Origin of the sequence: Rhodococcus oryzae, assembly GCF_005049235.1 — a bacterium.
Lineage (GTDB): Bacteria > Actinomycetota > Actinomycetes > Mycobacteriales > Mycobacteriaceae > Rhodococcus_G > Rhodococcus_G oryzae.
On record NZ_SUMD01000003.1, the window covers coordinates 270,438 to 295,156 of the forward strand.

The window sequence follows — 24,719 nt, forward strand, 5'->3', positions numbered from 1 at the left end:
CGGTAGCCGCGACGGTTCACATTATGGAACGTGTCACCGCGCGCTCACTCCTCGTAGAACGGCTCCGCGTAACGGAATTCGCCCGCGAGGTCAGGGGTGTAGGCCGACAGCGGCCGAACCTGGAAGTGGGAGACCCAGTCCGGGACGCCGGGGTCGACGGCCAGCGTGGACCCGGGAACGAACCCGAACCGCGGGTAGTAGTCGAGGTGTCCGAGGAGGGCGACCAGCGGTTCGTCGAGTGCGTCCGCCGCCCCGAGGACGGCGTGCATCAATGCGGCGCCGATCCCGAGACCTTGGTGTTCGGGCGGCACCCCGATCGGACCGAGCGCGAGCGCGGGCCGACCGGCGACGGTGGCCCTGGTCAGGCAGACGTGGCCGCGGACCTCGCCGTCGATCTCGGCGACCAGGGCCAGCGCGGGCAGCCACGCCTCGGACGCCCGCAACCTCGCGATCAGCCCGACCTCCATCGGTTCGCCCACGGGCTGGGGCGCCCCGCCGGGATCGTGCTCGGCGAACGCGGCGCGGTGCACGGCCGCGATGGCCTCGACGTCATCGGGTCGCTCGCGTCTGATCAGCATCCCGGCAGTGTGCAACGCCGCGGATCGCGGCCGCAACCGGATTCCCCGCGCGGATACCGCGCTGTGCCAAGCTCTTCGGTATGCCTGACGCCCCGCTGACCCGAGACCGGGTCGCCCAGATGGTCGACCACACCCTGCTCAAGCCGGAGGCCACGCCCGCCGATGTCGACGCGCTGATCGCGGAGGCCCGCGACCTCGGCGTGTACGCCATCTGCGTGTCGCCGTCGATGCTGCCGGTACGGGCCGAGGGGCTGACCGTCGCCGCCGTCGCCGGCTTCCCGTCGGGCAAGCATCATTCCCTGATCAAGGGGGCGGAGGCGCGGCTCGCGGTGGAGCAGGGTGCGAGGGAGATCGACATGGTGATCGATGTGGGCGCGGCGGTCGCGGGCGACTACAACGCGGTGCTCGCAGACATCCTCACGGTGCGGGAGGGGATCGGCGACGGCACAGTGCTCAAGGTGATCCTCGAGACCGCGGCGCTGTCCGACGAGGCGATCGTCGAGTGCTGCCGGGCCGCCGAGCTGGCCGGGGCGAACTTCGTCAAGACCTCGACGGGCTTCCACCCGGCAGGCGGTGCCACCGCGGCCGCGGTGCGGTTGATGGCGGGCGCCGTCGGCGGCAGGCTCGGCGTCAAGGCGAGCGGCGGGATCAGGACCGCGGACGCCGCGCGGGAGATGATCGAGGCGGGCGCGACCAGGCTGGGCCTGTCCGGTACCCGGGCCGTGCTGGACGGGTTCGCGGCGGCCGGATAGCGCGAACCCGCCACCCGGCCACCGCGAGGGCGGATCACAGCAGGGAGCAGCCGCCGCCCGTGGCCTGCGACTCGGGGGAGGCCTCCGGCATCGTGTAGGCGCCGCCTGCCATCGACATCTGCAGTCCACCGTCGGTGATGGTCAGCGACGTCGCCGACATCCCGAGCGGGAGCGTCTGCAGGCTGTCGCCGAGCACGTCGACGATGCCGCTGACCAGGTCGGTGGGCAGCCCTAGACCGAGGACCGAGGCCTCGACGGTCTCGATGTCGACCTTTCCGTCCACGACCTGCGGCCGGACGGTCAGCTCCGCGAGCCCGATGACCTGGAACGACAGTGTGCCCGCGGTCGGGTCGGCGGTCACGCCGGAGACCAGCTGGCCGAAGGGCTGGGCCTGGATGGTCGCGAGGATGCCGGCGGTGGACCAGTCCACGTCTGCGGTGGAACTGCCGATCGTGCCGCCGCCCGTGTCGGTCAGCTCGATGTCGTTGACCTTCGCCGTGACGTGCATGTCCTTGGCGGGGCCGAAGCTGGAGTCGTCGCTGGTGACCGTGATGTAGGGGACGTTCTTGTCGACCGCCTGCAGCAGCACCGGCTTCCAGCTCAACCCGACGTCGACCTGGGAGCCGAGCTCGCTCTCGAGCTGCTGGGCCATGCACTGCTTGACGTTGTGCCGTACGTAGAGCTCGGCCGAGATCAGGACCGCGACCAGCGCGGCGATCACGATCAGCACGATCAGCAGCATGCGGTTGCGCTTCGGTCCGGAGTTCGTGGACCGGTACGAAGTGTTCGCGGGGGAGGCCATTGCATGGATTCTTCCCCAGAAGTCTGTGGGGGATCTGAGAACGCGCTGCGAGAATTCCCTGTGATCCATGCCACAGTCGCACGTACTGTGACGTCATGGACGACGGGGTCGTGCGGCGCCACGAGGAGCGCGAGCGGGGCCTGTTCGAGTGCGCGCTCGAACAGGCCGGGTATTTCACCGCCGGACAGGCGCGCACGCTCGGCTTTTCGCCGGGGGAGATCGGCAGCGCGCTCGGCGGGGGCGCGTGGGAACGCGTCGACAGGGACCTGTTCCGGTTGTCGCCGTGGCCGCACACCGACCTGGAGGACGTGGCCAGGCGGTGTGTCCAGTTACAGGGGGCAGTCGTCTCGCATCAGAGCGCGGCCGAGCTGTACGGCCTCGGTCACCTGCACCCGCAGTTCCTGCACGTGACCGCAGGCGCGCCCGTGCACGTCCGGACCGACCGGGTCGCGGTGCACCGCGCCGACCTGGGGCCCGCCGACTGCGAACACACCGGCGCCTTCCTGATCACCACCCCGCTGCGGACGGTGCTCGACCTGGCCGAGGGCGGGGTCTCGCAGTGGGTACTCGACGAGGTGGTCGGCGACGCGATGGCCATCGGCAGGCTCGACCGGGCGACGCTCGAGGCGGGCACGGCGGGGCAGTCGGTCCGGGTCGAACGCCGGGTCGGCCGGGCGCTGGCCGCCTGGGCCTGACCGCGCCCTGGCGGGCCGGTCAGAACCAGGCGTCCCGCATCTCCAGCGTGGTCCGGTCGAGCGAGGCGAGCAGCGTCAGCTGCGGGCCGGTCTTGGGCAGCTCGTACCGGAAGAAGTACCGGCCGGCCTGCCGCTTGCCGTCGTAGAAATCGCCGGTCTTGCCCTCGCACGCGAGCATCTGCTCGAGCCAGATCCACGCGACCACCAGATGCCCGACCGCCTCGAGGTAGACCGAGCTGTTGGCCATCGCCGCGTCGATGTCGCCGGACGCGAACAGCCCCGCGGTGATCGTGCCGACCCGGCCGAGCACCTCACCGAGCTGTTCGGCCAGCTCCGCGAGCTCGCCGCCGCTCTCCTCGGCGTCCGCGATGGTCCTGCCGATGGACTCGCTGAGCAGCCGCAGGCTGATGCCGCCCTGCTGGGTGACCTTGCGGCCCAGCAGGTCCAGGCCCTGGATGCCGTGGGTGCCCTCGTGGATGGGGTTGAGCCGGTTGTCGCGGTAGTGCTGTTCGACGTCGTACTCGCGGGTGTAGCCGTACCCGCCGTGCACCTGGATCGCGAGGTTGTTCGCCTCCAGGCACCACTGCGACGGCCAGCTCTTGGCGATCGGGGTGAGGATGTCGAGCAGCAGGCCGATCCGGTTGCGTGCGGCGACGGTCTCGGCGATCCGCTGCTCGTCGACCATCCGCATGCAGAACATCTCCAGCGCCAGCGCGCCCTCCACGTACGACTTCTGGGCCAGGAGCATCCGCTTCACGTCGGCGTGCTCGATGATCGGGACCGGCTTCGCGGCAGGGTCCTTCGCCGTGACGGGCCTGCCCTGCTCGCGCAGCCGGGCGTAGTCGACTGACTTGAGGTAGCCGGTGTAGCCGAGCGCCGTCGCGCCGAGGCCGACACCGATCCGGGCCTCGTTCATCATGTGGAACATGTAGGACAGGCCCTTGTCGGCCTCGCCGACCAGGTACCCGACGGCGCCCGCCGCGCCGCCGGGGGTGTGGGTGCCGTCGCCGAAGTTCAGCACGGTGTTCGTGGTGCCGCGGTAGCCCATCTTGTGGTTCAGCCCGGCCAGCGTCACGTCGTTGCGCTCGCCGAGGCTGCCGTCGGACTCGACCAGCAACTTGGGCACGATGAACAGCGAGATGCCCTTGGTGCCCTCGGGTGCGCCCGGGATCTTGGCCAGCACCAGGTGGACGATGTTCTCGGCCAGATCGTGCTCGCCGCCGGAGATCCACATCTTGTTGCCGAACAGCCGGTAGCTGCCGTCGGGCTGCGCCTCGGCTCGGGTGACGATGTCGCCGAGCGAGGACCCCGCCTGCGGCTCCGACAGGCACATGGTGCCGAAGAACCGGCCCGCGACGAGCGGCTTGGCGTAGGTCTCGATCTGTTCCGGGGTGCCGTGCGCGAGCAGCAGGTTCGCGTTGCCGATGGTCAGCATCGGGTAGGCGGCGGTGCCGACGTTCGCGGCCTGGAACCAGGCGAAGCAGGCGCCGGTGACCGTCGCGGGCAGCTGCAACCCGCCTGCCTCATAGGCCATGCCCGCGCCCATCAGGTCCGCCTTCACGAACGCGTCGAGGGCCTGCTTGGCCTCCGGGATGATGGTGACCCGGGTGCCGTCGAAGCTCGGCTCGTGCTCGTCGCCCTTCTTGTTGTGGGTGGCGAAGTGCCTGGTGGCGAGCTGCTCGCTGAGATCGAGCACCGCGTCGAAGGTGTCGCGGGAATGCTCCTGGTAGCGGGGATCGTCCGTCAGCGCCTCGACGTCGAGCCATTCGTACAGCAGGAAGTCGAGATCTCTCCGCGACAGCAGGGTCGAACGCATTCTCACAGGTCCCTTCGCAGGTGCTTCGGTCACCGACAAGGCTAGAGCGCCGGCGCGACCAGCGACCACGGGACCGTCAGCACGCAGTCGCGGAGCCGTCGGCGCGGGACCTCCACCGGCACGCCCTGCTGCCGCAGCAGCTGCGCGGCGGCCCGCCAGCGCACCCGCGGACCGAACGGGGCGTGCGGGGCCGCCGTCGCCCACGCCCGGTCGGCCGACTGCAGCAGCTCGTATACCGGCTCGCCCGGCACGTTGCGGTGGATCAGGGCCTTCGGCAGCCGTTCGGCGATGTCGCTCGGCCGCTCGATGTCGAACGGGTCCCAGGCGAGGGTCAGCGACAGCGGGCGGTCCGCGTCGAGCAGCACCCAGGCGCAGCGCCTGCCCAGCTCGTCGCAGGTGCCGTCGACCAGCAGCCCGCCGGGGGCCAGGCCGGACTGCAGCTTGGCCCAGGCGCCGGCGACCGCGTCCTCCGGGTACTGGCGCAGCACGTTGAACGCGCGGATCAGCACCGGGTTCAGCCCGGCCAGCTCGAAGCCGCCGCGCGCGAAGCTGACGCCGTCGCGGGCCTCGACCACCCGCGCGGGATCGATCTCCAGGCCGACCACCCGGATGTCGCGGCGGACGGTGCGCAGCCGGGACGCCAGCTCGAAGGTGGTGTTGGGGCGGGCGCCGTAGCCGAGGTCGATCACCAGCGGGTCGGCGGCCGCGTGCAGCGTGTCGGCGACCGCGGCGCGGTGCATCAGCCAGCGGTCGCTGCGGCGCAGCCGGTTGATGCCGGTGGTGCCGCGGGTGATGACGCCGTCCGGCTTGCCGGAACCCGCTCGGGTTCCGCTCGGGCGGGACACGAGGTTCGGTTTTACTGCTCTGCGAGCCAGTCCGCGGTGACCTGGGCCTCCGTGCGGAACAGGTCGACGAGGTTGACCAGCATCAGCTGCTCGAGCTTGCCGCCGACGAAGGGGATGAACACCTTCGCCTCGGAGGAGGTCCGCAGCGTGGAGCCGGTGTCGGTGCCGAACAGCGCCATGGTGCCGCCGAGGCTGCCGGGGCCTGCCGGGATGGACGCCGAGTAGGTGCCGGTGACCTCGTCGCCGAAGGCGCTGTAGTGCTCCTTGCGGGTGATCACCATGTCCTTCTTCATCACGGTCTGCGCGATGTCGGGCAGGGTGTCCCGCGGGATGATGTGGTGGAAGACGAGGTCGATGCCGTCGTCGCCGACCTCGAAGCTCTCGACGTGGTTGTCGGAGAACTTGCGGAGCTCGACCATCCGCGCCTCCCAGTAGTCCCGGTTCGTCAGCGCGGAGTACACCTTCTCGGCGGGATGGGTGTAGCGGGCGGAGTAGTCGATGCGTCGAGCCATGACCCGCAGGGTACCGGCTCGGGCTCGGCGCACCGACAACACCCGCGTCAGCTGTTGGCGGTGATCCACTCCTCGACGACTTCCTGGTCCTTCGCCAGGATGCCGAGGATCTGCTCGGTCACCAGGCCCTCGATGGTGCCGCCGATCAGGCGCACGCTGACCTCGACGTCGCCCTCGACGGTCAGGGTGGAGCCCTCGGCGGTGTCGACCAGGGTCGCGGTGCCCGAGGCGTTGATCGGGATGCCGGTGGCGGTGGTGCTGAAGGTGCCCTCGGCCTTGCCGTCGGTCAGCGGGCCCCACACCTCGCCACGGGTGATGGACAGTTCGCCCTTGAGGATCTTGGAGACGACGCCCGGCAGGGCGGCCTTGTCGATGTCCTGGGCGAGGGCGACGTCGATGGTGCCCTCGCCGGCGGTGAGGCGCGCGAGGGTGAGGCCCTTGTCGGCGCCCTGCTCGACGCGGTTGCGCCAGAATCCTTCGTCGGTGAGCGTGCGATGGATCTCGGCGGCGGGGCGGGTGTAGTTGGCGGTGAACTCAATTCGGCGTGACATGCCCCGCAATTTACATTGGTATCACCCAGGTCACACCTGCCCCATCCGGATCAGCCGTTGGCGGCGATCCAGCCCTCGGTGAACCCGTGCTCGGCGTCGAGGAGTTCGACGACCTGCTCGGCGATGACGGCCTCGATCTTGCCGCCGATCAGCGGCAGCTTCACCTCGACCCGACCGTCGAGCGTGATGGCCGCGCCGGTGCCCGCGGGGGCCAGGGTGAGCGTGCCGGTGACCTCGCCCGGCAGGCCCTCGACCCGGGCGCTGAAGGTGCCGGTGGCGCGGCCGCCGTCCAGGGCACCCCAGGTCTCGGTCCGGGTGATGATCAGGTCGCCCGGGCGGATCTTGGACACGATCGGGGGGAGGTGCTCGGCCGGGATGGCCTGGGCCATCTCCACGTCGATGGTGCCCTCGCCGGTGGCGACGTGACCCAGCTCGGCGCCCTCGCCGCCGACCTCGGCCAGGCGGTCGCGCCAGTACCGCTCGCTGGTCAGGGCCCGGTGCACCTGATCGACGGGTTGAGGGTAGGACGCGGAATGCGGAATGCTGCGGGCCATGTTCGGCAGGCTACCGTTTGACCCCGTGCAGGCATTGAGTGACATCGCGGCGGAGTTCGGTGCCGAGCTGAGTGAGGGCGTGCCGCTGTCGCGGTTCACCACGCTGCGGCTCGGCGGGCCCGGACGGGCGATGCTCACCTGCCGCGACACGGACGCGCTTGTCGGCGTCGTGCGCGCGCTCGACGCGGCGGGCACCCCCACGCTCGTCCTCGGCGGCGGATCCAACCTGGTGATCGCCGACGCGGGCGTCGACGCCGTCGTGGTGCGGGTGGCCAACGATGCGATCCGGCTCGGCCCCGACTCGGTGCTGGCCGAGGCGGGCGCCATGTGGGACGACGTCGTCGCGCGGACCGTCGAGGCGGGCCTCGGCGGCCTGGAGTGCCTGTCCGGGATCCCCGGGTCCGCGGGCGCGACGCCGGTGCAGAACGTCGGGGCCTACGGCGTGGAGGTCGGCACCCTGCTGCGGCGGGTGCAGCTGCTGGACCGGGCGACTGGTGAGGTGCGGTGGGTGACTCCGGACGAGCTCGGCCTCGGCTACCGGACCAGCGTGCTGAAGCACTCGGACGCGGCGCTGGCGTTGGCGCTGGAGCTGGACCTGCGCCCCGACGGACTCAGCGAGCCGCTGCGGTACCGGGAGCTCGCGCACGCCATGGGTGCCGAGGAGGGCGAGCGCCGTCCGGCGGCGAAGGTCCGGGAGGTGGTCCTGGGGCTGCGCGCGGGCAAGGGCATGGTCCTCGACCCCGCTGACCACGACACCTGGAGCGCAGGCTCCTTCTTCACCAACCCGGTGCTCGCCGACGATCGGCTGCCTGCGGTGCTGGCGGCGATCGCGGCGCGGCTCGGCGATGAGGTGCGGGTGCCGCAGTTCCCCGGCGCCGCGGGCACCAAGCTGTCGGCCGGCTGGCTGATCGAGCGGGCCGGGTTCACCAAGGGGCACCCCGGAGCGGACGCGGCGGCGCGGCTGTCCACCAAGCACACGCTGGCCCTGACGAACCGGGGGAGCGCGTCGACCGAGGACCTGTTGGCGCTGGCCAGGGAGGTGCGGGACGGGGTGCAGGAGGCGTTCGGGGTCCGGCTCGAACCGGAGCCGGTGACCGTGGGCTGCACCATCTGACCAGGCCTTTCCCGGGCACTTCCCAGGTCGAGCGGTCGGCGAGGCGTGGGCCACATCGTTCGCGCAGGTACCGTGGCCTGCGTGGTATACCAGCGTGTTCGGACGAATAGGGTCCGCGGGTTCTCGTCGATAGCCGTGTTGCTCGCGGCGGTCGCGATGCTCGCGGGCTGCACCATCGGCGGCGGGGGCGGGAACCCGGTGGCGGCGAGCGGTCCGGTCGCGGCGGTCACCCAGGTCCCCGCGGCGGGCGCCGAGGACGTCAGCCCGACGGCGCCGGTCTCCGTGACGGCGGCGCGCGGCACGCTGCAGGGGGTCGCGCTCACCAACGAGGCGGGCAGGCCCGTGCAGGGTGTGCTGTCCCCGGACAAGACCACCTTCACCGTCTCCGAGCCGCTCGGCTACGGCGCGCGCTACACCTGGTCAGGCGCGGCGGTCGGCTCCGACGGCAAGAGCGTGCCGGTCGAGGGTTCGCTCACCACGGTGACCCCGCAGTCGACGACGTCCGCGAACACGAACATCGCGGACGGTCAGCAGGTCGGCATCGCGGCGCCGATCATCCTCAAGTTCAGCGACCATGTCGAGGACAAGGCGGCGGTGGAGAAGGCGCTGACCGTGACCACCAACCCGCCGACCGCCGGGTCATGGGCCTGGCTGCCCGACGACAACGGGTCCCGCGCGCACTGGCGCCCGCAGAACTACTGGGCGCCCGGCACGACGGTGAACCTCGCGGCCAACCTGTACGGCGTCGACTACGGGGACGGGGCGTACGGCGCCGAGGACCTGAGCCTGAACTTCACCATCGGGCGCAGCCAGATCGTCAAGGCGGACGCCCCCAGCCACCGCATGCAGGTGGTGCGGGACGGCGCGACGGTGATGGATCTCCCGGTCAGCTACGGCGAGGGCAACGAGGACCGCAACGTGACCCGCAGCGGCGTCCACGTGGTCAGCGAGAAGCACGAGGACTTCCTCATGTCGAACCCGCCCTTCTACGAGAACGTCCGCGAGCGGTGGGCGGTGCGCATCTCCAACAACGGCGAGTTCATCCACGCCAACCCCGAGACCACCGGCGTGCAGGGCGCGGCCAACGTGACCAACGGCTGCATCAATCTCTCCCTGAGCGACGCGCAGGAGTACTTCGGCACCGCGCTGTACGGCGACCCGGTCGAGGTCACCGGGACCCGGATCCCGCTATCCGCCGGGGACGGCGACATCTACGACTGGGCGATCGACTGGGCCGCGTGGCAGGAGATGTCGGCGCTGCCCGCCGGTGGCGCGGCGGTTCCGGTCAGCTGACGTCGGCGCCGGGGAGCAGCTCGGCGACCACGGCTCGGATGGCGGGGCTCGCGTCGGCGCTACGCCTCCACGCGGCCGAGACCTCGCGCATGGGCGGTGGCTGAAGGACGCGGGTGACGAGGTCGTCGCCGAGCGCGGGCCTGGCCAGGCGGGGGACCAGGGCGACGACGTAGCCTGCGGCGACCAGCGACAGCTGGGTCGCGAAGTCGTCGACGAGGTGGCGGACATCCGGTTCACCGGGCTGGTCCGCGACCAGGCGCCGGAACCACTGGTGACACACCGTGCCTGGCGGACTGGTCACCCAGGCCTGGCCGACGACGTCCGCGCTGGTCAGCGGCTGCCGGGCGGCGGCAAGCGGGTGGCCGCGGTGCATCACCAGGTCGCCGAGATCGGTGTGGAGATGCCGGTGGGTCAGCGATGACGGCAGCCGGGGCGAGAGCCCGTCGGCGTCGTGGATGATCGCCAGGTCGGCCGTACCCGCCGCTACCGAGTGCAGCGCCTGGTCGGGGTCCTGCTCGGTGACCTGCAGGTGCAGGTCGGGGCACTCGGCTGCCAGGTTCGGCAGGTGCGGGGCCAGGAGTCCGCGGATGGCCGTGGAGAAGGCGGCCACCCGCAACACCCCGGTTGGCATCCCGTCGGCGACGGAGCGGGCCGCCTCGGCGCAGCGTTCCAGGGACTGGAAGACCTCGGGGGCGGCGTCGAGCAGCGCCCGACCGGCCGGGGTCAGCACGACTCCGCGCCCGGCGGGCGCCAGCAGCGCGACGCCGACCTGGCGTTCGAGGCGCTTGACCTGTTGGGAGACGGCCGAGGCGGTGAACCCGAGCTCGTCCGCGGCCCTGGCGATGGTCCCGAGCGCGGCGACCGACCGCAACGCGCCCAGCGACCCGACATCGATCATGAAGCCAGGCTACGCATTATTGGCAAAAAAGCATCGCTGGACCGATGTGAACGGGGTGGGCAGGATCGCCTCATGACCGATTCCAGTGAGACTGCCCAGGCGTTGTTCGGCTCGAACCTGGTCGCGATGGTGACCCCGATGCGGCCCGACGGCTCCGTCAGCGAGCAGGGGGTCGCGAGCCTGGTCGACCACCTCCTGGCCACCGGATGCGACGGGATCGTCGTGGGCGGCACCGCGGGCGAGGTGCCCACGCTGACCGCGGCCGAGATGGTCGACCTGGTGTCGGCGGTGGCCGACCGGGCCACGGGCCGGGCACGGGTGATCGCGGGCGTCGGCACCTACGACACGGCCGCGAGCGTCGAGCGGGCGCGGCAGGCCGAGGCCGCAGGCGCCGACGCCCTGCTCGTCGTCTGTCCGTACTACTCCCGGCCGACCCAGGCCGGGGTCGTGCGCCACTGCCTGGCGGTCGCCGATGCCACCGACCTGCCCGTGATGCTCTACGACGTCCCCGCGCGAACCGGGATCTCCATGGAGACGGACACGCTGATCGAGCTCGCCCGGCACCCGCGGATCCGGGCGGTGAAGGACGCCAAGGAGGACCTCTTCGACGCGATGACCGTCATGGCAGGCACGTCGCTGGCCTACTACTGCGGCAGCGACGAACTCAACCTGCCCTACCTGTCGATCGGGGCATGCGGCGTGGTCAGTGTCGTGGGCAATATCGCCGCCGACCGGAACGCGGAGCTGATCCGAGCGGTCCGGAGCGAAGATCTCGAATCCGCCCGGGACATCCAGCGGTCCCTGCTCGGCCTGACCGAGGCCGTGATGCGGACCTCGCAGGGCGCCATCATGGCCAAGGCGGCGCTGGCCGAACTGGGCATCATCCCGCACGCGACCGTCCGCATGCCCCTGCTCGAAACGCCGTCGGCGGACCTCGCCACGCTCCGAACTGCGCTCGCGGCGGTCTGAATTCGAGGTGGAACCGAATCGGCCCGCGCCGCGTCTAGAAGGGTGACGGGCTGAAGCTGCGGCCCTTGTGATTGCTGTGGGGGTACGGGTGCGGGATCCGGGAGCGCGCGAGGAATTGCGCGCCCGCAACGAGGCGTTGCGGGTTCAGATCGACGGCATGCTCGAAGACCTGCACCGCCGGTCGGACCTGTTGTCCCGGGCGCAGTCCGAGGTCGCGGCGCTGCGGGTGGAGGCGCGGACGCCGGACGGGCTGGCCACGGTCACCGTCGATTCGGCCGGTGCGGTCGTGGATGTCGACCTCGCGCCCGAGGCGTTCGCGAGGTCCACACCGTCCCGGCTGGGGGAGGCCATCGCCGCCGCCGCCCGCGATTCGGCGGCGACCGCGCGCCGCCGGGTGCAGGACCTGATGGCGCCGGTGTCGCAGGCGGGCGTCGACCTCCCCGACCTGCCCGACCTGATCCCGGGTGCGCCGAGCCTGCGGAACCTGGTGCCGGCGGCGCCGGAGGTGGCCGTGGCCGACGGGGACTCGGTGGAGTCCGGGTGGGAACCCGGGGCGTCCATCCTGCGCGGGGCCGACCAGTGAGCCGCCCGGTCTGGGTCGACCCGGACGGGCTGCGGTCCGCCGCGCCGCGGTTCGAGGCGGTCGCCGACGCGCTGGACCGGACCCGGACCCAGCTGTCCGGCGCGCTGCAGGCCGAGGGCGCGAGCTGGGGCTCCGACGAGACCGGCGCGGCCTTCGCCGAGGGCTACGTGCCCGGCGCCGACTCGGCGGTGGACGGGCTGCTCAAGGTCGCCGAGGCGATGCGGGCGATCGCGGGCGCGGTCACCGAGACCGCGGACGCCTTCGACGGTTCGGATCGGGGATTCGCGGGCAGCCTCGGCGGACCGGCCTGATGGGCATCCAGATCCCGGGGTGGCTCCGCGGCGTCGCCTCGATCGCGGTGGGGGCCGACTGGCCGGAGGCCGACGAGACCTCCCTGCGCCGGTTGGCCGACGCCTGGGACTCGGCCTCGTCGGCGGTGGAACTGATCGCCCAGGACGGCGACGCCGCGATGGGTAAGGCGCTGGCGGCCGTGCTCGGCGACGTCAACGCGGCGATGGCGCAGTACTGGGAGAACTTCGACGGCGCCGACGGCGCGTTCCTGTCCTTGGTCGCGCTGTGCGATCAGCTGTCCGAATCGTGCGACACCACCGCCACCGACGTCGAGTACGCGAAGCTGACGATCATCGCGGCGCTGGCGCTGCTGGCCGCCGAGCTCGCGGCGCTCGCCGCTGCGGCCATCCCGACCCTCGGCGCGAGCACCGCGGCGATCCCCGCAGCCCAGATCGCCACCCAGGTCGCGGTGCGGATGGTGGTTCGGCAACTGATCATGAAGCTGCTCCAACACGCCGCGGTGAGCGCGGCGCAGAATGTGTTGCTGGACGGCGCAATCCAGTCGCTGCAGATCCTGCAGGGCAACCGGGACCGGCTGGACACCGGCAGCCTGGCCTCCGGCGCGATCGAGGGCTTTGTCGAGGGCGCGGTCTCCGGCGGGGTCAGTCGGTTCGGCTCGGGGTCACCGCTCGGGCAGATCGGCACGGAGACGATAGCCGGGGCGGCCGGGTCCGCGGCCAGTGCGGCGGCGTCGGGTCAGGGCGTGTCCTGGCAGGACCTCGCGTCGGGCGCGATCGGCGGCGGCGTCGGGGCGGCGGGCGGCGGGGACACCGCCACACGCCCCACCTCGTCGGTCGACGCGCCCCGCTTCTCGCCATTGGAGACGCCCGCGAGCACGGTCCCCAGTTCGGCCGACGCCGGGCCGCCACCACGCAGCGGCGGGTTGAACATGGGGATCACCGAGCCCTCGGCGGGCGGTGGGGCGGGATCCACCGCGACCGTCCCGCCTGCGAGATCGGACGGGTTGAACATGGGCACGGGGGCGGCGATTTCGACGGCGGCACCCGGTGCGCCGACCCCGACCTCGCCGTCGTTGCCCGGACGGAACGACGGGCGCGATGGTTCGAACGGTCCAGGCACCACGGGGCAGCCGACGAAGCCGGACTACAACGCGGACTTCCCGCCCCGGTACCCCGAGCAACCCCTGCCGGAGGAGGCGCGCGGCCCGGATGAGATTCCGGACGGCGTGCCACCCGAGATGCTCGAGGGTTGGGACAGATTCGGCGGGCTGACGGAGGAAGAGTTCGCGTCGCGGTACTACGACCCGGAAACCGGATGGTGGCGGTACCCGGACAACAACGGGATCGCCCTCGACAGCGACGGGGAGTTGCGGATCCTCGATCCTGACATCAGGCTTCCCGAGGGGACTGTCATCGACCGCTTCGGCCCGACGCGAGGGGCCTATCTTTCCCCCGACGGAGTTCCATTCGAGCAACGCGCACTCCCGCCCGACAGTTTGGGCAAGGGCTACACCCAGTATGAAGTCACGGGTGCACCTCTTCCGGAAGGGTGGAGAATTGAGGCTTCCGTCATTGGTCCAGGCTTCGGTCAACCCGGCGGAGGCATCCAGTACAGAATCGTGGATCTAGATGGGAATGACGGCACCGTGGCGAGGCTCGTGGAATCCGGCTACCTGAGATGAAATGTGATGACATCGGTTCGGTGCTGAATCGCTACGGCGAGGCAGCCAGTTACCTCGGTTTATGGGGTGAGCGCTCGAAGTTGACACGCTTCCCCCAGAGCTTGACTCCGACGATCACAGTGTCGGGTGGATTCGTGTACGAAGCTGGGGATTTGCACATGGGGATCGTGATTGTCGAGGATCATTTCGCGCACTTCAGGATTGAACGGAACAAGCCCACGATCAGCGACCGGTTCAGCAGATTCGAGGATGCTGCGAAGCTGCTTGTGAAGGACGAAGGCGAGCAGATTCGGTCGCGGCTGAACCTGCCGCTGAAGTACTTTGAATGGAAGGCGCTGGGAGTCCACCCGGCCGTAGAGGTGACAGACGACAGGTACAGGGCTCGTTTGTCATTGCGCGACGACCCGTCCGTCTGGTGCAGCGTACCGGCTTTCGCGCAGGCAGCCACCAGCCAGATCATGATGATGTCGATGGCGGAACTCGATGCGCAGCTGATCGAGGGAATGGACTTGTGAACGCGACCGACGGCGTCATGCGCACCGACGATCTGGCCGGATGGCTGGGCCGATATGGCTCGCTGTTCTGGCGATTTCAGCGTTGGGGGTATCGCTTCGACAAGCTGGGCATGCCCGGTCAGGTCGGCAGCGCCCTGACGCGTCGCGGCGGCATCTCGGTCCGGGACGGCTCGGCCGAGTTCGAGGTGTATGTCGAGGGTGACCATTTCGGGCTGGCGCGGACGAACGATGGGGACGAGGGCACTCGACTGTCTTTCAGCAGGATTGAGGACGCAGAGCGATATCTCGCGGTGCGGATCGGTGACCGACTCCGGGCGCACGCCGGATTGGACCCGCGGGGTCCGGAATGGTCGGACGCCGGGCTGGACGAGGGAGTCGAGGCCCTTCAGGATGACGTTCGAGTCGTGCTCGTGCGGAAGGCAGATCCGCGCGCACGCTGCACTGTGCCGATCGAAGATCGCGAATGGTTCAGTCACGCGATGATGTTCGGGGTCGAGGAGCTAGATGATGTCCTCACTCATGGAATCCCAGATATGCGGGTAGTGCGTCCGTTCTGGGCATTCGATCCGATCGACCCGCGCTGATGGTGCTCGGAGCCACGGAAATACTTGACACAATCGATCCGACGAAGGGTGCATGACGATGCCAGTGGTGATTCTCGATCAGGTCGATTCCGGGCCCGCGGAGCTGGCTGTGCAGCTGCCCGTTCGTGCCGAGTTGGTGCGGGTGCTGCCGGGCCCTGATCGTCCGGACTATTGCCTGGCATTGCTCGAGAAGCGGCTCGTGTTCAAGCCGGGACCGGATTTCGACGTCTCGAGGGTGGGGGCGGAGTTCTTTCGGACCGACAACGATGGAAGCCCCGCTGTCCTGGTCTATGCGGTGGTGTTCTGTGCTCGATTTCAGGGGACGCAGGTGGCGCCGGACATGAAGGACCTGTGGGTGAATCTCGCGTACGTGATCGACAATTCACAGATGCGCGACGGGGCCGTGGATTTCGCGAAGCTCGAGAACGTCGCCGTGGCTCGGATCAATCTGGATCCGACTATCGAGACGCTCCGTCAGCCGAAGTGAATCACCGGTCCTACCCCTCATCAGTTCATATCCGCGGACTCGACCGTTTCACGTGGATCGAGGTTGAAGGATATTGCCATCTCCTTCCCGAGGACCCCTGATATGTCGAATGAACTAGAGCGTGCGATCACAGAACTTCGCGCGGGTCATATCGAGGCAGAGGCATTTCTCAGGCTTTTGGGCCGGTCAAAGCTGGTGGTGCCGCTGGTGGAATCGGACTCCGATTCCGCGGGACTCTGGGTGTTCTCCTGGCAGGGAAGGCCTCATGCCGCCGTGTTCACAGATACCCGGCATGTGGCGAGCCTGGGCGACGTCGAGCGGTCCGCGGAGATCACCGGGACGGACCTGGCTGCATCCTGGCCAGAGGACGTCAGCCTTTCGTTGAATCCAGGCGTCGAGGGACTGGATTTGGTGATGCCGCCGCAGGATTTCAGGCGAGTCGCCCATCAGCTCCCGCAGGGAGGGGCGAAGGTGCGCGTGGGTGCTCCAGCGGAACCGCCGCCAGCTGCCCTGATGGACGCCGCCCGCAGGCTCGGTGGTGCGGTGGCTGGAGTCGACGATGTCTACGTGTTCGTGCTCGATGATTCTCTGAATCGTCCGCGCATCGCAGTTGGACTCGAGCTTGGTCCGGCTGCGAATCCCTCAGCTGTTGTCGAGGAAGCCGCCGAATGGCTTGCGGCGCAGCCAGGCTGTCCTAGAACCGATGTAATGGTCCTCGGCGCCAACCTACTCAGATCAGTTCGCGAACACGTGAGTGCTGTCTGAATTCACTATCGACACGAACCAGGGAACCGATTCGCTCCGGGGTGCGTCTATTCCAGGTAAGCCGTGAGAACTGGGCCGGGCGGAAAGTATCGCGCACACGGGGGTGGACGCGGGCTGCGAATGGGCGGCCTGCGGCGCACTGATACTGCTCGGGACAGCTTCGGGACGGTGGCCGGCGAGGCAGCTAGGGAGGGGTGAGCTGCCTCGCCGGGTTTGTCATGATCCGGATGGAACCAACAGGTGCGGTGCTGCGTCTATCTAGGGAGGACCGGTATCGGTCGGGGCCAGTGGGGGAGTGTCGGTGCGGATGAGTTTCGAGAGCCAGGTCGCCGATGGCGTGACCTGTGGCGCGTTGAGCACGATGTTCAACACGGCGAGGGGGATCTGAGATGTCGATTTTGCCGAGCCTGGACGAGCTGAAGGGGTCGATGGGCGACCTGGCCACGGGTGCCCTGGACGACCTGAGCGATCTGGCGCGCGACCCCGGCAACAAGATCATCGATGTGGTGTCCGGCTACGACATCGATGAGCGCGACCGCGTCGAGGATCGGCAGGAGGCAGGCAACACCGAGCGCTCCGAGCTCTACAGCCGGCAGGACGGTCTCAAGGCTGAGTTCGGTGGTGGCTACGAACCGCCGTCCGTGGTGCCCGACAGCTTCGATTCGATGTCGCACGAGGCCATCAAGTCCGCCGTCGACGCGATGAGCGCGGATCCGATCCGGGCGAGTGCCGAGGGCTGGGCGAAGATCGGATCCTCGCTCGGCGAGGGCCTCACCGAGTTCAAGGACTTCATCTCGAAGGAGATCGACGGCAAGTGGGAGGGCGTCGGGGCCGAGGCCGCGGTGGTGGCCACGGCGGCCTACGTCGCCGATTCCGACAAGCTTGCGGTGGCGGGCCGGCTGGTGGGGACCAAGGTCGCCGAGGCGGCGACCGGGATCTCGCAGGTCAAGGCGACCATGCCCGCCGTCGAGGCCATCTCCGCGCTCGAGTCCCTGGTCAACGTCGCGCTGCCCTCGGTCGGGATGGTCAAGCAGCTGGTGCACGGCAAGGAAGAGGCCCGCCAGCAGGCGATCCAGATCATGAAGACCGTCTACACGCCGGTGATGCAGCAGGCCGACACGAACGTCCCGGTCTTCCCCCGCCCAGCCCCTGGGCCGATCCCACCCAAGATCACGCCCGACTCGACGTCCGGCGGGCCGGGCATCGGGGGACCGTCCGGCTACAACCCCTCCGGCTACACCGGACCGGGGGATGCCCCGGTCGCCCCGACACGGCAGGGCGTCGGGAACGATCCCTCGACCGGATCGCCCGGAGCCGACCCCTACGACCCGAACGCGGGCGCGAACCCGCTGTCGCCGGACGGCTACGGTGTCGACGGATCGAATTCGCCCTTCGCACAGACCGATCCGTCATCCGCATTGACCGCCCCCGCGGCCGCGGGCGGTGCCGACGGGGCCGGCAGCGGTCTCGGCGCCGGCACAGGTACTGGCGGCGGCACCGGATCCGGAGGCCACGGCGCGGCGGGCTCCGGATCGGGGCTCGGCGCGGGCGGTGGGTCCGGCGCGTCCTATGGCGCGGGCGGAGGCCTTGGCGCGACCGGCGGGCTGGGCGGCTCCTCGCGCGGCGGACTCGGCGGCGGGATGGGCGCGCCCGGCGCGGCCGGTGGTGCGGCGGGCGCGGGTGGAGTCGGCGGTGGCGCGGCGGGCGCCGCGGGCCGTCCTGGCGCGATGGGCGGCGGCATGGCGCCGGGTGGTGCGCGCGCGAACGGCGATGACGACACCGAGCACAAGACGCCCAGCTACCTCGTCAACGTCGACAACGGTAACGAACTGGTGGGCAGGCTCCCGAAGGTCGCGCCGCCGGTGATCGGCGGATGACCGACGGTCGGTGGCGCCTGACCGCCCTCGAGTTCACGGTCCTGTGGGAGCGATTCGGCCGGGATCGCCTGCCGTACCCGTTCCAGTTCCGCGGCACCGCGGCCACGGACGAGGAGTTCCGGGCGGACCGACGGGCGGCCGCGCAGAGGGTCATCCCGATGCTCGACGAGCGACTGTACGAGGCCTTGGTCGCGCTGGCCGAGCCCGTGGTCCGGATCGAGCTGTGCGGGTTTCGCGGTGCCGGGCTCGAGTCGATGATCCGGATGCACGCCGGGATCGGGCAGTCCGTCGCGGCCGTGGCCGTACAGCTGCCGGGTGCCGACCTGCACGCGGGCGCCGACATCCTGCTGGCATCCGCTCCCGTTGCGCAGGTGGGGACATTTGTGGCCCAATCGATTCCGCCCGTCGCCGCGGGTCGGCGTCGGGGCGTGTCGGTGCCCCGGTCGGTGGCGCCGGCGAGCGGTTCCCTCATGCAGTCGGCGAGCCGGGCGCGCGGGAACGAGGAACGGGACGAGTTCTTCCGGCGCCCGCGCACGGGGCTGGGCGAGATCACGGTCTTCGCGGGCCCCGCCTACGACAACCGTCCGACCGACGACGGACAGGGCTTCCACTGGATGGACTTCGCCGACGACGGGCGCTACCTCGTGCGGGGTTCCGACATCGTGAGCGCGCTGCCCGCTCGCGGCGAGGACATCGCCGCCGAGGTGCAGCGGCTCGTCGGCGTCGCGCGCGCAGGGGCCGTCGGCCGATGAGACCGAGACGGCGCGAACAGGACCGGACCGAGTCGGCCGTCGCGTCGCCGAGCTTCCGGGACCGGTTCATCTGCCTCGAACTGCGCTTCTCGCTGGGAATCGAGGAGACCACCGGGCGTCACTACCTGGCCATTCCCGCGGCCAACGGGGTCGCGGAGGCAGAGGAGTTCTACGAGATCGACGGGCCGACGCACGAGCGTTTCGCCGCAGACCCGGGCTCAGCGGCCGAGTTCATCCGCCGCTGCCGGAACCGGGAGCTGGACGCGCTGCTGATCCTCGACCCGGGGCCGGGCCGCGGCGCATGAGCTCACCAGCGGTTGCGGACCTCCTCCGCGAAGCCGAGCAGGTCCGCGACCTCGATCGTGCTGCCGTCGTCGAGGACGACGTGACCGCTGAATCGCCCGAATACCTGGTGCTGGATGGAGCGCAGGACCAGGAGATCGGTGCTGGCCGCCCGGTCGAGGATCGGCTCGAAGGTCATCTCGAACCGGCCGTCGTTGCTGGTGAAGGTCCACGGTGCGCCGTCGAAGGTGCCCGCCGGGAGGTGGAAGGTCACCTCGTCCAGCTTGTGCGCGCGACCGTCGACGAACACCATGTTCTCGGTGGCCGCGGAGGTGTCGCCGAAACCGTGACCGATGTTGAACCCGAACGGCTTTCCGTCTACGAGCCCGGATGCTGAGCCCCAGTACCAGGTGTTGTCGTAGGTCCAGACGCCGCGGCCCCAGTCGAACACGCCGAACGCCGACCCGGGGTCGAACGCGAACGACCGCCCGCCGACCACGACCTCACCGCTCGCGGCCAGGCAGTTGATCTTCTGGTTGTAGTAGAAGGCCTTGGGCGCCTTGTGGAACGGCGTCGCGACGACCATTCGGTCGGGAGCGGAGTCCGCGGAGCGACCCGAGGACACAGGTGCCGGCTGCGCGAGCAGCAGCTCACCACTGAGCCCGCGACCGTCGTCGAAACCCGGGTGGTCGATCGAGAGCAACCGGCCACCATCGGTGTGCCGGAACGAGATCCGCAGACCCTTGTGCGAGGCAACCACGTCGCCGGCGTCCGCGCTGGCGGGCAGCGCCATCGAGCCCATCGGGAAGGGCAGCATCACGTTCTCGGTCACCTCGGCACGCGCCCCGAGGTCGAGCCACGACACACCGAGCAGGCCCATGTAGCCGTTGTCCGCGACCGTCAGCGCGAGACCGACGTCCTGCGTGAGCACGCAGTAGTAGTCCCACTCCTTGATCCGGAAACGGGGAGCGGCGACGGCCGCCCGGTCGTACCGCCGGGTCTCGGACGTGGACCAGCCCGCCTCGGCGAGCAGGCCGCGCTCGTCGAGCAGCGGGCCCCCGGTCAGCCGGTGCTGCACGGCTAGGTCCGCGAGAAGCGTCCGGGGCTGGCCTGATCGCGCGGTTTGATGATGATCTGGTCGAGGTTCACGTGCGAGGGGCGGGACGCGACGAAACCGATCACCTCGGCTACGTCCGCGGCGACCAGGGGCGTGATGCCCTCGTAGACCTTCTTGGCGCGGTCCTCGTCGCCGTGGAAGCGGACCAGGGAGAACTCGGTCTCCACCGCGCCGGGGGCGATCTCGGTGAGCCGCACCGGCTGGCCGAGCAGTTCGCCGCGCAGCGTCCGGTGCAGCACCGCCTGGGCGTGCTTGGCCGAGGTGTAGCCGGATCCGTTGTCGTAGGCCTCGAACGCGGCGACCGAGGTGATGGTGACGATGAGTCCGTCGCCGGAGGCGATCAGCTTCGGCAGCAGGGCCTTGGTGATCCGCAGGGTGCCGAGGACGTTGGTCTCCCACATCCAGCGCCAGTCGTCCAGGTCCGCCTCGAGGACCGGGGCCAGGCCCTTGGCGCCGCCGGCGTTGTTGACCAACACGTCGACCCGCGGCAGCACCGCGGCGAAGGCGTCCACCGAGTCCTCGTCGGTGACGTCGAGCTCGAGTGCGGTGCCGCCGATGTCCTCGGCCAGCTTCTCCAGGCGGTCGAGCCGCCGCGCGCCGACAACCACGTGAAACCCCTGCGCGGCGAGCGTCCGCGCGGTGGCCTCACCGATTCCGGAGCTCGCTCCCGTGACGACGGCGACTTGTGCATCAGGCGAGATGGTCATGGGCTCAGCCTAGGCGTCTGCGCCGCCCGTGCGCGGTTGGCGGGTCCCTGGACTCGTCAACCGCGCACGGGCAGCGGAGCTGCCTAATCGGCGGCGTACTCGGCCTCGCGTTCGATCCGCTCGATGGCTCCGCCCGGCACCTGGACGGGGCCCGGTGTGTAGGTGACCGCACGCAGTGCGCCGGTGTACCGGAAGGGACCGCGACGCTCGCGCAGATCCCAGGACACCGGGCCGCGGGCGTCCACCCCCACCGAGATGCCGGTCCACGGGGCCATGCCGACCAGCTGCACCTGCCCGAGCAGCTCCCCGGTGGGGGCGCCGTCGATCCGGACGGTGAAGTCCCAGCGGAGCCGCGGGGCGACCGTCGCGGAGACCTCGATCCGGCGGGCGCCCACCGGCACCGGACCGGCGTCGACGGAGGCATACCGGCCGTAGCTGTTCAGCCCGAACACCAGGTGCCCGTCCTCGATGTACAGCAGGTAGCCGCCCTGCGGGTCGCCGTGCGCCACCAGCACGCCCTCGTTGCCCGGCGCGAATCCGGATCCACCCAATTCGGTGGCGATCTCGAAGTCGCGGAAGGCGATCAGCTTCGAGCACCGATAGCGCTCCAGGGGCGGGGTGCCCGCCAGGATCCGGACCGGCCGCGACAGCGCCTGCTCCGCGGGCCTGCGGACGGCGAGCGCGCCGCCGCTCAGCAAGGGGAACACCGTGTTCGCCCATGCCGCCTCGTCCCAGGCCGCAGCCAACTCGTCGACCTTCTCCGGAAACCGGTCCGCCAGGTCGTGTAGTTCGGTCGGGTCGGTCCGAACGTCGAACAGCTGCCAGCGGGGGGCATCCACGTCCGGGCCGGGGTGCAGGGCGAGCAGTTTCCAGCCGTCGCGGTAATAGCCGCGGTTGCCGGTCATCTCGGTGTACTGCTCGGTGTGCGAGGACGCGATGGCACCATCGCGCAGCACCGCGGAGGCGTCCACCCCGTCGAACTCCTTGGCAGGTAGTCCGCCGCGCACGGTCGGGGGGTCGATGCCGACGAGCCCGAGCAGGGTCGGCGCGAGGTCGGTGACGTAGGTGAACTGCTCGCGGATGCCGTTGTCGCCGTCCTGCTTTCGCAGTCCGTCCGGCCACGACAGCACGAACGGCACCCGCACGCCGCCGGCGAAGGACTGTCCCTTGTAGAACCGAAACGGGGTGTTCGACGCCTGCCCCCAGCCCCGCGGATAGTGCACGCCGAGCCTCGCGGTCCCGATCAGTTCCTCGTCGTGCGGAACGTCGCCCACCCAGTCCGGGTCGGTGACGTGGGCGAACTGGGAGAAGTAGGACCGGGTGCCCTCGGGTCCGCCCTCCGCGGTGCCGCCGTTGTCGGAGGTGAACACCACAATGGTGTTGTCGAGTTCACCGAGTTCCTCGATGGTGTCGAGGATCCGCCCGACGCTCTGGTCGACGCTGTCGACCATGCCCGCGTACACCTCCATGTAGCGGGCGAAGCGGCGCTGCTGCTCCGGCATCAGCGAGTCCCATTCGGGCACATCGAATCCGGTCTCGGAGTTGCGGGGCGCCTGCTCGGTCCCCGGAGGGAACAGTCCCTGCGCGAGCTGCGCCGCGAAGCGGCTCTCCCGGAGCGCATCCCAGCCCTCGGCGTAGCGGCCGCGGTACTTCGCGACGTCCGCGGGCTTGGCCTGGAGTGGTCCGTGCATGGCCACGTGCGCGAAGTAGAGGAAGAACGGCCTGTCGGCATCGTGGGCGCGCAGGTCCTTGAGGTAGCCGATGGCCTTGTCCGTCAGATCGTCAGTGAGATAATAGTTTTCGGGGTACTCGTCCACGTCGACGGCGGAGTTGTCCGAGACCAGCTGGTTGGGATAGTAGAAGGAATTGAGGCCCTCAAGGGACCCGTAGTAGCGGTCGAACCCGCGCTGCGTTGGCCAGGAGTCGCGATTCGCGCCGGGGCGGATGTTGGCGTCGCGCACCAGGTGCCACTTGCCGACGGCGTAGGTGGCGTAGCCGCCTGCCCGCAGGATCTCGGGCAAGGTGAGCACGTCGTCGGCCAGTTCGAGGCGCAGACCCGGATAACCGGGATCGGCGTTGGCGACGAAGCCGTAGCCGGCTCGGTGCGGATTGAGCCCGGTGAGCAGCGCCGCGCGCGACGGTGAGCACAGCGGGGTGGTGTGGTAATTCGTCAGCCGCACGCCGGAGGCGGCGAGGCGATCGAGGTTGGGCGTGTCGATCTCGGAGCCGAACGGCCCGATGTCGCTGTAGCCCATGTCGTCGATCAACACGACGACGACATTCGGTGAACCCGGGGCGGCCGAGGGGACGGGCGCCCAGGACGGGGTCGAGTCGTCGGTGGTCCGGCCGATCCGGCCGGTGAACCCCTCGTAGCCCCTGGCGTGCGGCGGGACGGTCATCAGCTCGCGACCCGCACCGGCTGGTCGATGGTCGAGTAGTGCGAGGCGTCGCCGGTGACGATGCGGCTGCGCTCGCCGTGGGTGTTGACCGGGACGTCGCCGGCGAGGGTGATCCGGGTGAGGCGACGGCGCTGCCCGTCGTAATCGCCGACGGCGTAGTGCTGGGTGGCGCGGTTGTCCCAGATCGCGACGTCGCCGTCCTCCCAGTTCCACCGGGTGGTGTTCTCCAGCTTGGTCACGCGCGCCTGCAGCAGCTGGAACAGCGCCTGCGACTCCGCGGTGCCGAAGCCGACGAAGCCCTTGACGAAGTGGCCGAGGAGCAGCGAGCGCTCACCGGTCTCCGGGTGCACGCGCACGACCGGGTGCTGGGTCTCGTAATAGGTGGACTGGAACTCCCGGATGTACTCCTCACCCTTGCCGTCGACGGTCGCGGCGGTGCTCGCGGCGTAGTCGAAGAGATTGGTGTGTGTCGCCCACAGGTTCTCCACCAGGGCCTTGAGCGGTTCGGGCAGGGTGTCGTAGGCGGCGACGGTGGACGCCCAGGTGGTCGAGCCCCCGTAGGAGGGCAGCACGTCGGCCCGCAGGATCGAGGCCTTCGGGATGCGGTCGACGAAGGTGACGTCGGTGTGCCAGCTGCTGGCACTGCCGTACTCGGAGTCGATCGGCAGGACCCGCTCACCGCGGGAGGTGACGGTGGGGTGCGCGGTGGTCGGCTCGCCGAGCAGCTGTGCGAACGCGTACTGGGAGTCCTCGTCGAGGTGCTGCTGGCCGCGGAAGAAGATCACCTTGTGCTCGAGCAGGGCCTGCCGGATCAATGAGACGGTGGCCGGATCGAGGTCGCCGCCGAGGGTGACACCGTCGATGCGGGCGCCGATGTGGGCGCCCAGCTTTGCGACGGAGGCTCCCGTCGCGGTCGTTTGAGTATCGAAATCGATTGACATGATTGGCCTTTCGTAGTCTGACGGGGCTCGCTTTGGTACGTGTGCCAGGCAACCAGTGATGCCGGCGGTGGCCAAGGGTTTCCGTCATGCTGATCGCAACCGTGTTCCGGATCGTCGCCCCGACGGGTATTTCCCCTCGGCTGGTGGAGAATTCGGCGAGGTGTTAGCTTGGCGCCATGAACTCCGGCAGGCTTCACCCGTTGCGGGTCACCTATGTGACCGCCGCACTGGGCTCACGCCTGCCCCTGGCGCGGGAACTCTGTTGTTCCCCTCGCGGTATCTCTCGCTAGTCCGCGCTGCCACTTCCTCGTATCTCGACGCCTGATCCCGGACGCCCC

At 69.9% G+C, this 24,719-nt stretch carries 27 protein-coding genes; 15 read left to right on the forward strand and 12 right to left on the reverse strand.

Annotated elements, in window-relative coordinates; all coding sequences use genetic code 11:
• Positions 1 to 44 precede the first annotated feature (44 nt).
• Positions 45 to 578: a GNAT family N-acetyltransferase gene (locus tag FCG67_RS07495; RefSeq protein WP_136908594.1), complete on the reverse strand. Its 534-nt coding sequence runs from the start codon at positions 576 to 578 to the stop codon at positions 45 to 47.
• Between the two features lie 80 nt (positions 579 to 658).
• Between FCG67_RS07495 and deoC the strand changes: the two genes are divergently transcribed.
• Positions 659 to 1,330, forward strand: a complete 672-nt coding sequence (gene deoC / locus FCG67_RS07500) for a deoxyribose-phosphate aldolase (protein ID WP_136908596.1) — start codon at positions 659 to 661, stop codon at positions 1,328 to 1,330.
• A gap of 34 nt (positions 1,331 to 1,364) precedes the next feature.
• On the opposite strand, the gene FCG67_RS07505 is transcribed toward deoC, so the two are convergent.
• Entirely contained in the window at positions 1,365 to 2,072 is a 708-nt protein-coding gene (locus tag FCG67_RS07505; protein WP_136909047.1) for an LmeA family phospholipid-binding protein, read from the reverse strand.
• Positions 2,073 to 2,227: 155 nt separating this feature from the next.
• Between FCG67_RS07505 and FCG67_RS07510 the strand changes: the two genes are divergently transcribed.
• Positions 2,228 to 2,827, forward strand: a complete 600-nt coding sequence (locus FCG67_RS07510) for a type IV toxin-antitoxin system AbiEi family antitoxin domain-containing protein (protein WP_246044919.1) — start codon at positions 2,228 to 2,230, stop codon at positions 2,825 to 2,827.
• 19 nt (positions 2,828 to 2,846) lie between these two features.
• Here the strand turns inward: FCG67_RS07510 and FCG67_RS07515 are convergent, their stop codons facing one another.
• The 5 genes from FCG67_RS07515 to FCG67_RS07535 are packed head-to-tail and all read right to left on the reverse strand — an operon-like array spanning position 2,847 to position 7,105.
• Complete coding sequence (locus FCG67_RS07515; protein WP_136908598.1) at positions 2,847 to 4,643, reverse strand: acyl-CoA dehydrogenase; 1,797 nt, start codon at positions 4,641 to 4,643, stop codon at positions 2,847 to 2,849.
• Between the two features lie 41 nt (positions 4,644 to 4,684).
• Positions 4,685 to 5,488 (reverse strand): class I SAM-dependent methyltransferase, encoded by an 804-nt coding sequence (locus tag FCG67_RS07520; protein WP_136908600.1) that lies wholly within the window; start codon positions 5,486 to 5,488, stop codon positions 4,685 to 4,687.
• Positions 5,489 to 5,499: 11 nt separating this feature from the next.
• Complete coding sequence (locus FCG67_RS07525; RefSeq protein ID WP_136908602.1) at positions 5,500 to 6,000, reverse strand: DUF2505 domain-containing protein; 501 nt, start codon at positions 5,998 to 6,000, stop codon at positions 5,500 to 5,502.
• A 47-nt stretch (positions 6,001 to 6,047) separates the two neighbouring features.
• On the reverse strand, positions 6,048 to 6,551 hold the full coding sequence (locus tag FCG67_RS07530; RefSeq protein ID WP_136908604.1) for a DUF2505 domain-containing protein: 504 nt from the start codon (positions 6,549 to 6,551) through the stop codon (positions 6,048 to 6,050).
• A 50-nt stretch (positions 6,552 to 6,601) separates the two neighbouring features.
• On the reverse strand, positions 6,602 to 7,105 hold the full coding sequence (locus FCG67_RS07535) for a DUF2505 domain-containing protein (RefSeq protein WP_136908606.1): 504 nt from the start codon (positions 7,103 to 7,105) through the stop codon (positions 6,602 to 6,604).
• Between FCG67_RS07535 and FCG67_RS07540 the strand changes: the two genes are divergently transcribed.
• Positions 7,104 to 8,219 (forward strand): UDP-N-acetylmuramate dehydrogenase, encoded by a 1,116-nt coding sequence (locus FCG67_RS07540; RefSeq protein ID WP_136908607.1) that lies wholly within the window; start codon positions 7,104 to 7,106, stop codon positions 8,217 to 8,219. The genes FCG67_RS07535 and FCG67_RS07540 overlap by 2 nt on opposite strands.
• A gap of 156 nt (positions 8,220 to 8,375) precedes the next feature.
• On the forward strand, positions 8,376 to 9,512 hold the full coding sequence (locus FCG67_RS07545) for a L,D-transpeptidase (protein WP_136909051.1): 1,137 nt from the start codon (positions 8,376 to 8,378) through the stop codon (positions 9,510 to 9,512).
• Here the strand turns inward: FCG67_RS07545 and FCG67_RS07550 are convergent.
• A complete protein-coding gene (locus FCG67_RS07550; protein ID WP_136908609.1) occupies positions 9,505 to 10,410 on the reverse strand; it encodes a LysR family transcriptional regulator in 906 nt (301 codons plus the stop codon). The two genes, FCG67_RS07545 and FCG67_RS07550, sit on opposite strands and share 8 nt — an antisense overlap.
• A 72-nt stretch (positions 10,411 to 10,482) precedes the next feature.
• Between FCG67_RS07550 and dapA the strand changes: the two genes are divergently transcribed.
• The 11 genes from dapA to FCG67_RS07610 all read left to right on the forward strand — a co-directional run bounded on the left by dapA (position 10,483) and on the right by FCG67_RS07610 (position 19,240).
• On the forward strand, positions 10,483 to 11,379 hold the full coding sequence (gene dapA, locus FCG67_RS07555) for a 4-hydroxy-tetrahydrodipicolinate synthase (protein WP_136908611.1): 897 nt from the start codon (positions 10,483 to 10,485) through the stop codon (positions 11,377 to 11,379).
• Positions 11,380 to 11,467: 88 nt separating this feature from the next.
• Positions 11,468 to 11,962, forward strand: a complete 495-nt coding sequence (locus FCG67_RS07560) for a YbaB/EbfC family nucleoid-associated protein (protein ID WP_136908613.1) — start codon at positions 11,468 to 11,470, stop codon at positions 11,960 to 11,962.
• A complete protein-coding gene (locus FCG67_RS07565) occupies positions 11,959 to 12,273 on the forward strand; it encodes a WXG100 family type VII secretion target (RefSeq protein ID WP_077040619.1) in 315 nt (104 codons plus the stop codon). The genes FCG67_RS07560 and FCG67_RS07565 overlap by 4 nt, the downstream gene beginning before the upstream one ends.
• Entirely contained in the window at positions 12,273 to 13,955 is a 1,683-nt protein-coding gene (locus FCG67_RS07570; RefSeq protein WP_136908615.1) for a TNT domain-containing protein, read from the forward strand. The genes FCG67_RS07565 and FCG67_RS07570 overlap by 1 nt, the downstream gene beginning before the upstream one ends.
• Complete coding sequence (locus FCG67_RS07575; RefSeq protein ID WP_136908617.1) at positions 13,952 to 14,470, forward strand: hypothetical protein; 519 nt, start codon at positions 13,952 to 13,954, stop codon at positions 14,468 to 14,470. The genes FCG67_RS07570 and FCG67_RS07575 overlap by 4 nt, the downstream gene beginning before the upstream one ends.
• Positions 14,467 to 15,054: a hypothetical protein gene (locus tag FCG67_RS07580; RefSeq protein ID WP_136908619.1), complete on the forward strand. Its 588-nt coding sequence runs from the start codon at positions 14,467 to 14,469 to the stop codon at positions 15,052 to 15,054. Before FCG67_RS07575 ends, FCG67_RS07580 begins: the two co-directional genes overlap by 4 nt.
• A 58-nt stretch (positions 15,055 to 15,112) precedes the next feature.
• Positions 15,113 to 15,541, forward strand: a complete 429-nt coding sequence (locus FCG67_RS07585; protein WP_136908621.1) for a hypothetical protein — start codon at positions 15,113 to 15,115, stop codon at positions 15,539 to 15,541.
• A 63-nt stretch (positions 15,542 to 15,604) separates the two neighbouring features.
• Positions 15,605 to 16,306 (forward strand): SseB family protein, encoded by a 702-nt coding sequence (locus FCG67_RS07590; protein ID WP_136908623.1) that lies wholly within the window; start codon positions 15,605 to 15,607, stop codon positions 16,304 to 16,306.
• Between the two features lie 389 nt (positions 16,307 to 16,695).
• Entirely contained in the window at positions 16,696 to 18,183 is a 1,488-nt protein-coding gene (locus FCG67_RS24910) for a PPE domain-containing protein (protein WP_169310468.1), read from the forward strand.
• Positions 18,180 to 18,935, forward strand: coding sequence for an ESX secretion-associated protein EspG (locus tag FCG67_RS07605; protein ID WP_136908625.1), 756 nt, complete (start codon positions 18,180 to 18,182; stop codon positions 18,933 to 18,935). Before FCG67_RS24910 ends, FCG67_RS07605 begins: the two co-directional genes overlap by 4 nt.
• The gene (locus tag FCG67_RS07610) at positions 18,932 to 19,240 is read left to right on the forward strand and encodes a hypothetical protein (RefSeq protein ID WP_211243140.1); all 309 of its coding nucleotides are present in this window, start codon (positions 18,932 to 18,934) and stop codon (positions 19,238 to 19,240) included. The genes FCG67_RS07605 and FCG67_RS07610 overlap by 4 nt, the downstream gene beginning before the upstream one ends.
• A 2-nt stretch (positions 19,241 to 19,242) precedes the next feature.
• Here the strand turns inward: FCG67_RS07610 and FCG67_RS07615 are convergent, their stop codons facing one another.
• The 4 genes from FCG67_RS07615 to FCG67_RS07630 form a co-directional block, all read right to left on the reverse strand.
• A complete protein-coding gene (locus tag FCG67_RS07615; RefSeq protein ID WP_136908627.1) occupies positions 19,243 to 20,295 on the reverse strand; it encodes a DUF2804 domain-containing protein in 1,053 nt (350 codons plus the stop codon).
• Positions 20,296 to 20,297: 2 nt separating this feature from the next.
• Positions 20,298 to 21,041: an SDR family NAD(P)-dependent oxidoreductase gene (locus FCG67_RS07620; RefSeq protein WP_077040624.1), complete on the reverse strand. Its 744-nt coding sequence runs from the start codon at positions 21,039 to 21,041 to the stop codon at positions 20,298 to 20,300.
• 83 nt (positions 21,042 to 21,124) lie between these two features.
• Complete coding sequence (locus tag FCG67_RS07625; RefSeq protein ID WP_136908629.1) at positions 21,125 to 23,440, reverse strand: arylsulfatase; 2,316 nt, start codon at positions 23,438 to 23,440, stop codon at positions 21,125 to 21,127.
• Positions 23,440 to 24,381 carry a TauD/TfdA dioxygenase family protein gene (locus tag FCG67_RS07630; RefSeq protein WP_136908631.1) on the reverse strand — a complete coding sequence of 314 codons (942 nt, stop codon included), beginning with the start codon at positions 24,379 to 24,381 and terminating at the stop codon, positions 23,440 to 23,442. The genes FCG67_RS07625 and FCG67_RS07630 overlap by 1 nt, the downstream gene beginning before the upstream one ends.
• Positions 24,382 to 24,719: the final 338 nt, after the last annotated feature.

Bases quoted from the DNA above. Each gene is read 5' to 3' on its own strand.
- FCG67_RS07605 (WP_136908625.1), top strand. From the start codon at position 18,180: ATGACCGACGGTCGGTGGCGCCTGACCGCCCTCGAGTTCACGGTCCTG.
- FCG67_RS07510 (WP_246044919.1), top strand. From the start codon at position 2,228: ATGGACGACGGGGTCGTGCGGCGCCACGAGGAGCGCGAGCGGGGCCTG.
- FCG67_RS07505 (WP_136909047.1), bottom strand. From the start codon at position 2,072: ATGCTGCTGATCGTGCTGATCGTGATCGCCGCGCTGGTCGCGGTCCTG.
- FCG67_RS07535 (WP_136908606.1), bottom strand. From the start codon at position 7,105: ATGGCCCGCAGCATTCCGCATTCCGCGTCCTACCCTCAACCCGTCGAT.
- FCG67_RS24910 (WP_169310468.1), top strand. From the start codon at position 16,696: ATGTCGATTTTGCCGAGCCTGGACGAGCTGAAGGGGTCGATGGGCGAC.
- FCG67_RS07610 (WP_211243140.1), top strand. From the start codon at position 18,932: ATGAGACCGAGACGGCGCGAACAGGACCGGACCGAGTCGGCCGTCGCG.
- FCG67_RS07585 (WP_136908621.1), top strand. From the start codon at position 15,113: ATGCCAGTGGTGATTCTCGATCAGGTCGATTCCGGGCCCGCGGAGCTG.
- FCG67_RS07530 (WP_136908604.1), bottom strand. From the start codon at position 6,551: ATGTCACGCCGAATTGAGTTCACCGCCAACTACACCCGCCCCGCCGCC.
- FCG67_RS07515 (WP_136908598.1), bottom strand. From the start codon at position 4,643: ATGCGTTCGACCCTGCTGTCGCGGAGAGATCTCGACTTCCTGCTGTAC.
- FCG67_RS07525 (WP_136908602.1), bottom strand. From the start codon at position 6,000: ATGGCTCGACGCATCGACTACTCCGCCCGCTACACCCATCCCGCCGAG.
- FCG67_RS07575 (WP_136908617.1), top strand. From the start codon at position 13,952: ATGAAATGTGATGACATCGGTTCGGTGCTGAATCGCTACGGCGAGGCA.
- FCG67_RS07540 (WP_136908607.1), top strand. From the start codon at position 7,104: ATGTTCGGCAGGCTACCGTTTGACCCCGTGCAGGCATTGAGTGACATC.
- FCG67_RS07545 (WP_136909051.1), top strand. From the start codon at position 8,376: ATGCTCGCGGGCTGCACCATCGGCGGCGGGGGCGGGAACCCGGTGGCG.
- FCG67_RS07550 (WP_136908609.1), bottom strand. From the start codon at position 10,410: ATGATCGATGTCGGGTCGCTGGGCGCGTTGCGGTCGGTCGCCGCGCTC.
- FCG67_RS07625 (WP_136908629.1), bottom strand. From the start codon at position 23,440: ATGACCGTCCCGCCGCACGCCAGGGGCTACGAGGGGTTCACCGGCCGG.
- FCG67_RS07620 (WP_077040624.1), bottom strand. From the start codon at position 21,041: ATGACCATCTCGCCTGATGCACAAGTCGCCGTCGTCACGGGAGCGAGC.
- FCG67_RS07630 (WP_136908631.1), bottom strand. From the start codon at position 24,381: ATGTCAATCGATTTCGATACTCAAACGACCGCGACGGGAGCCTCCGTC.
- deoC (WP_136908596.1), top strand. From the start codon at position 659: ATGCCTGACGCCCCGCTGACCCGAGACCGGGTCGCCCAGATGGTCGAC.
- FCG67_RS07570 (WP_136908615.1), top strand. From the start codon at position 12,273: ATGGGCATCCAGATCCCGGGGTGGCTCCGCGGCGTCGCCTCGATCGCG.
- dapA (WP_136908611.1), top strand. From the start codon at position 10,483: ATGACCGATTCCAGTGAGACTGCCCAGGCGTTGTTCGGCTCGAACCTG.
- FCG67_RS07495 (WP_136908594.1), bottom strand. From the start codon at position 578: ATGCTGATCAGACGCGAGCGACCCGATGACGTCGAGGCCATCGCGGCC.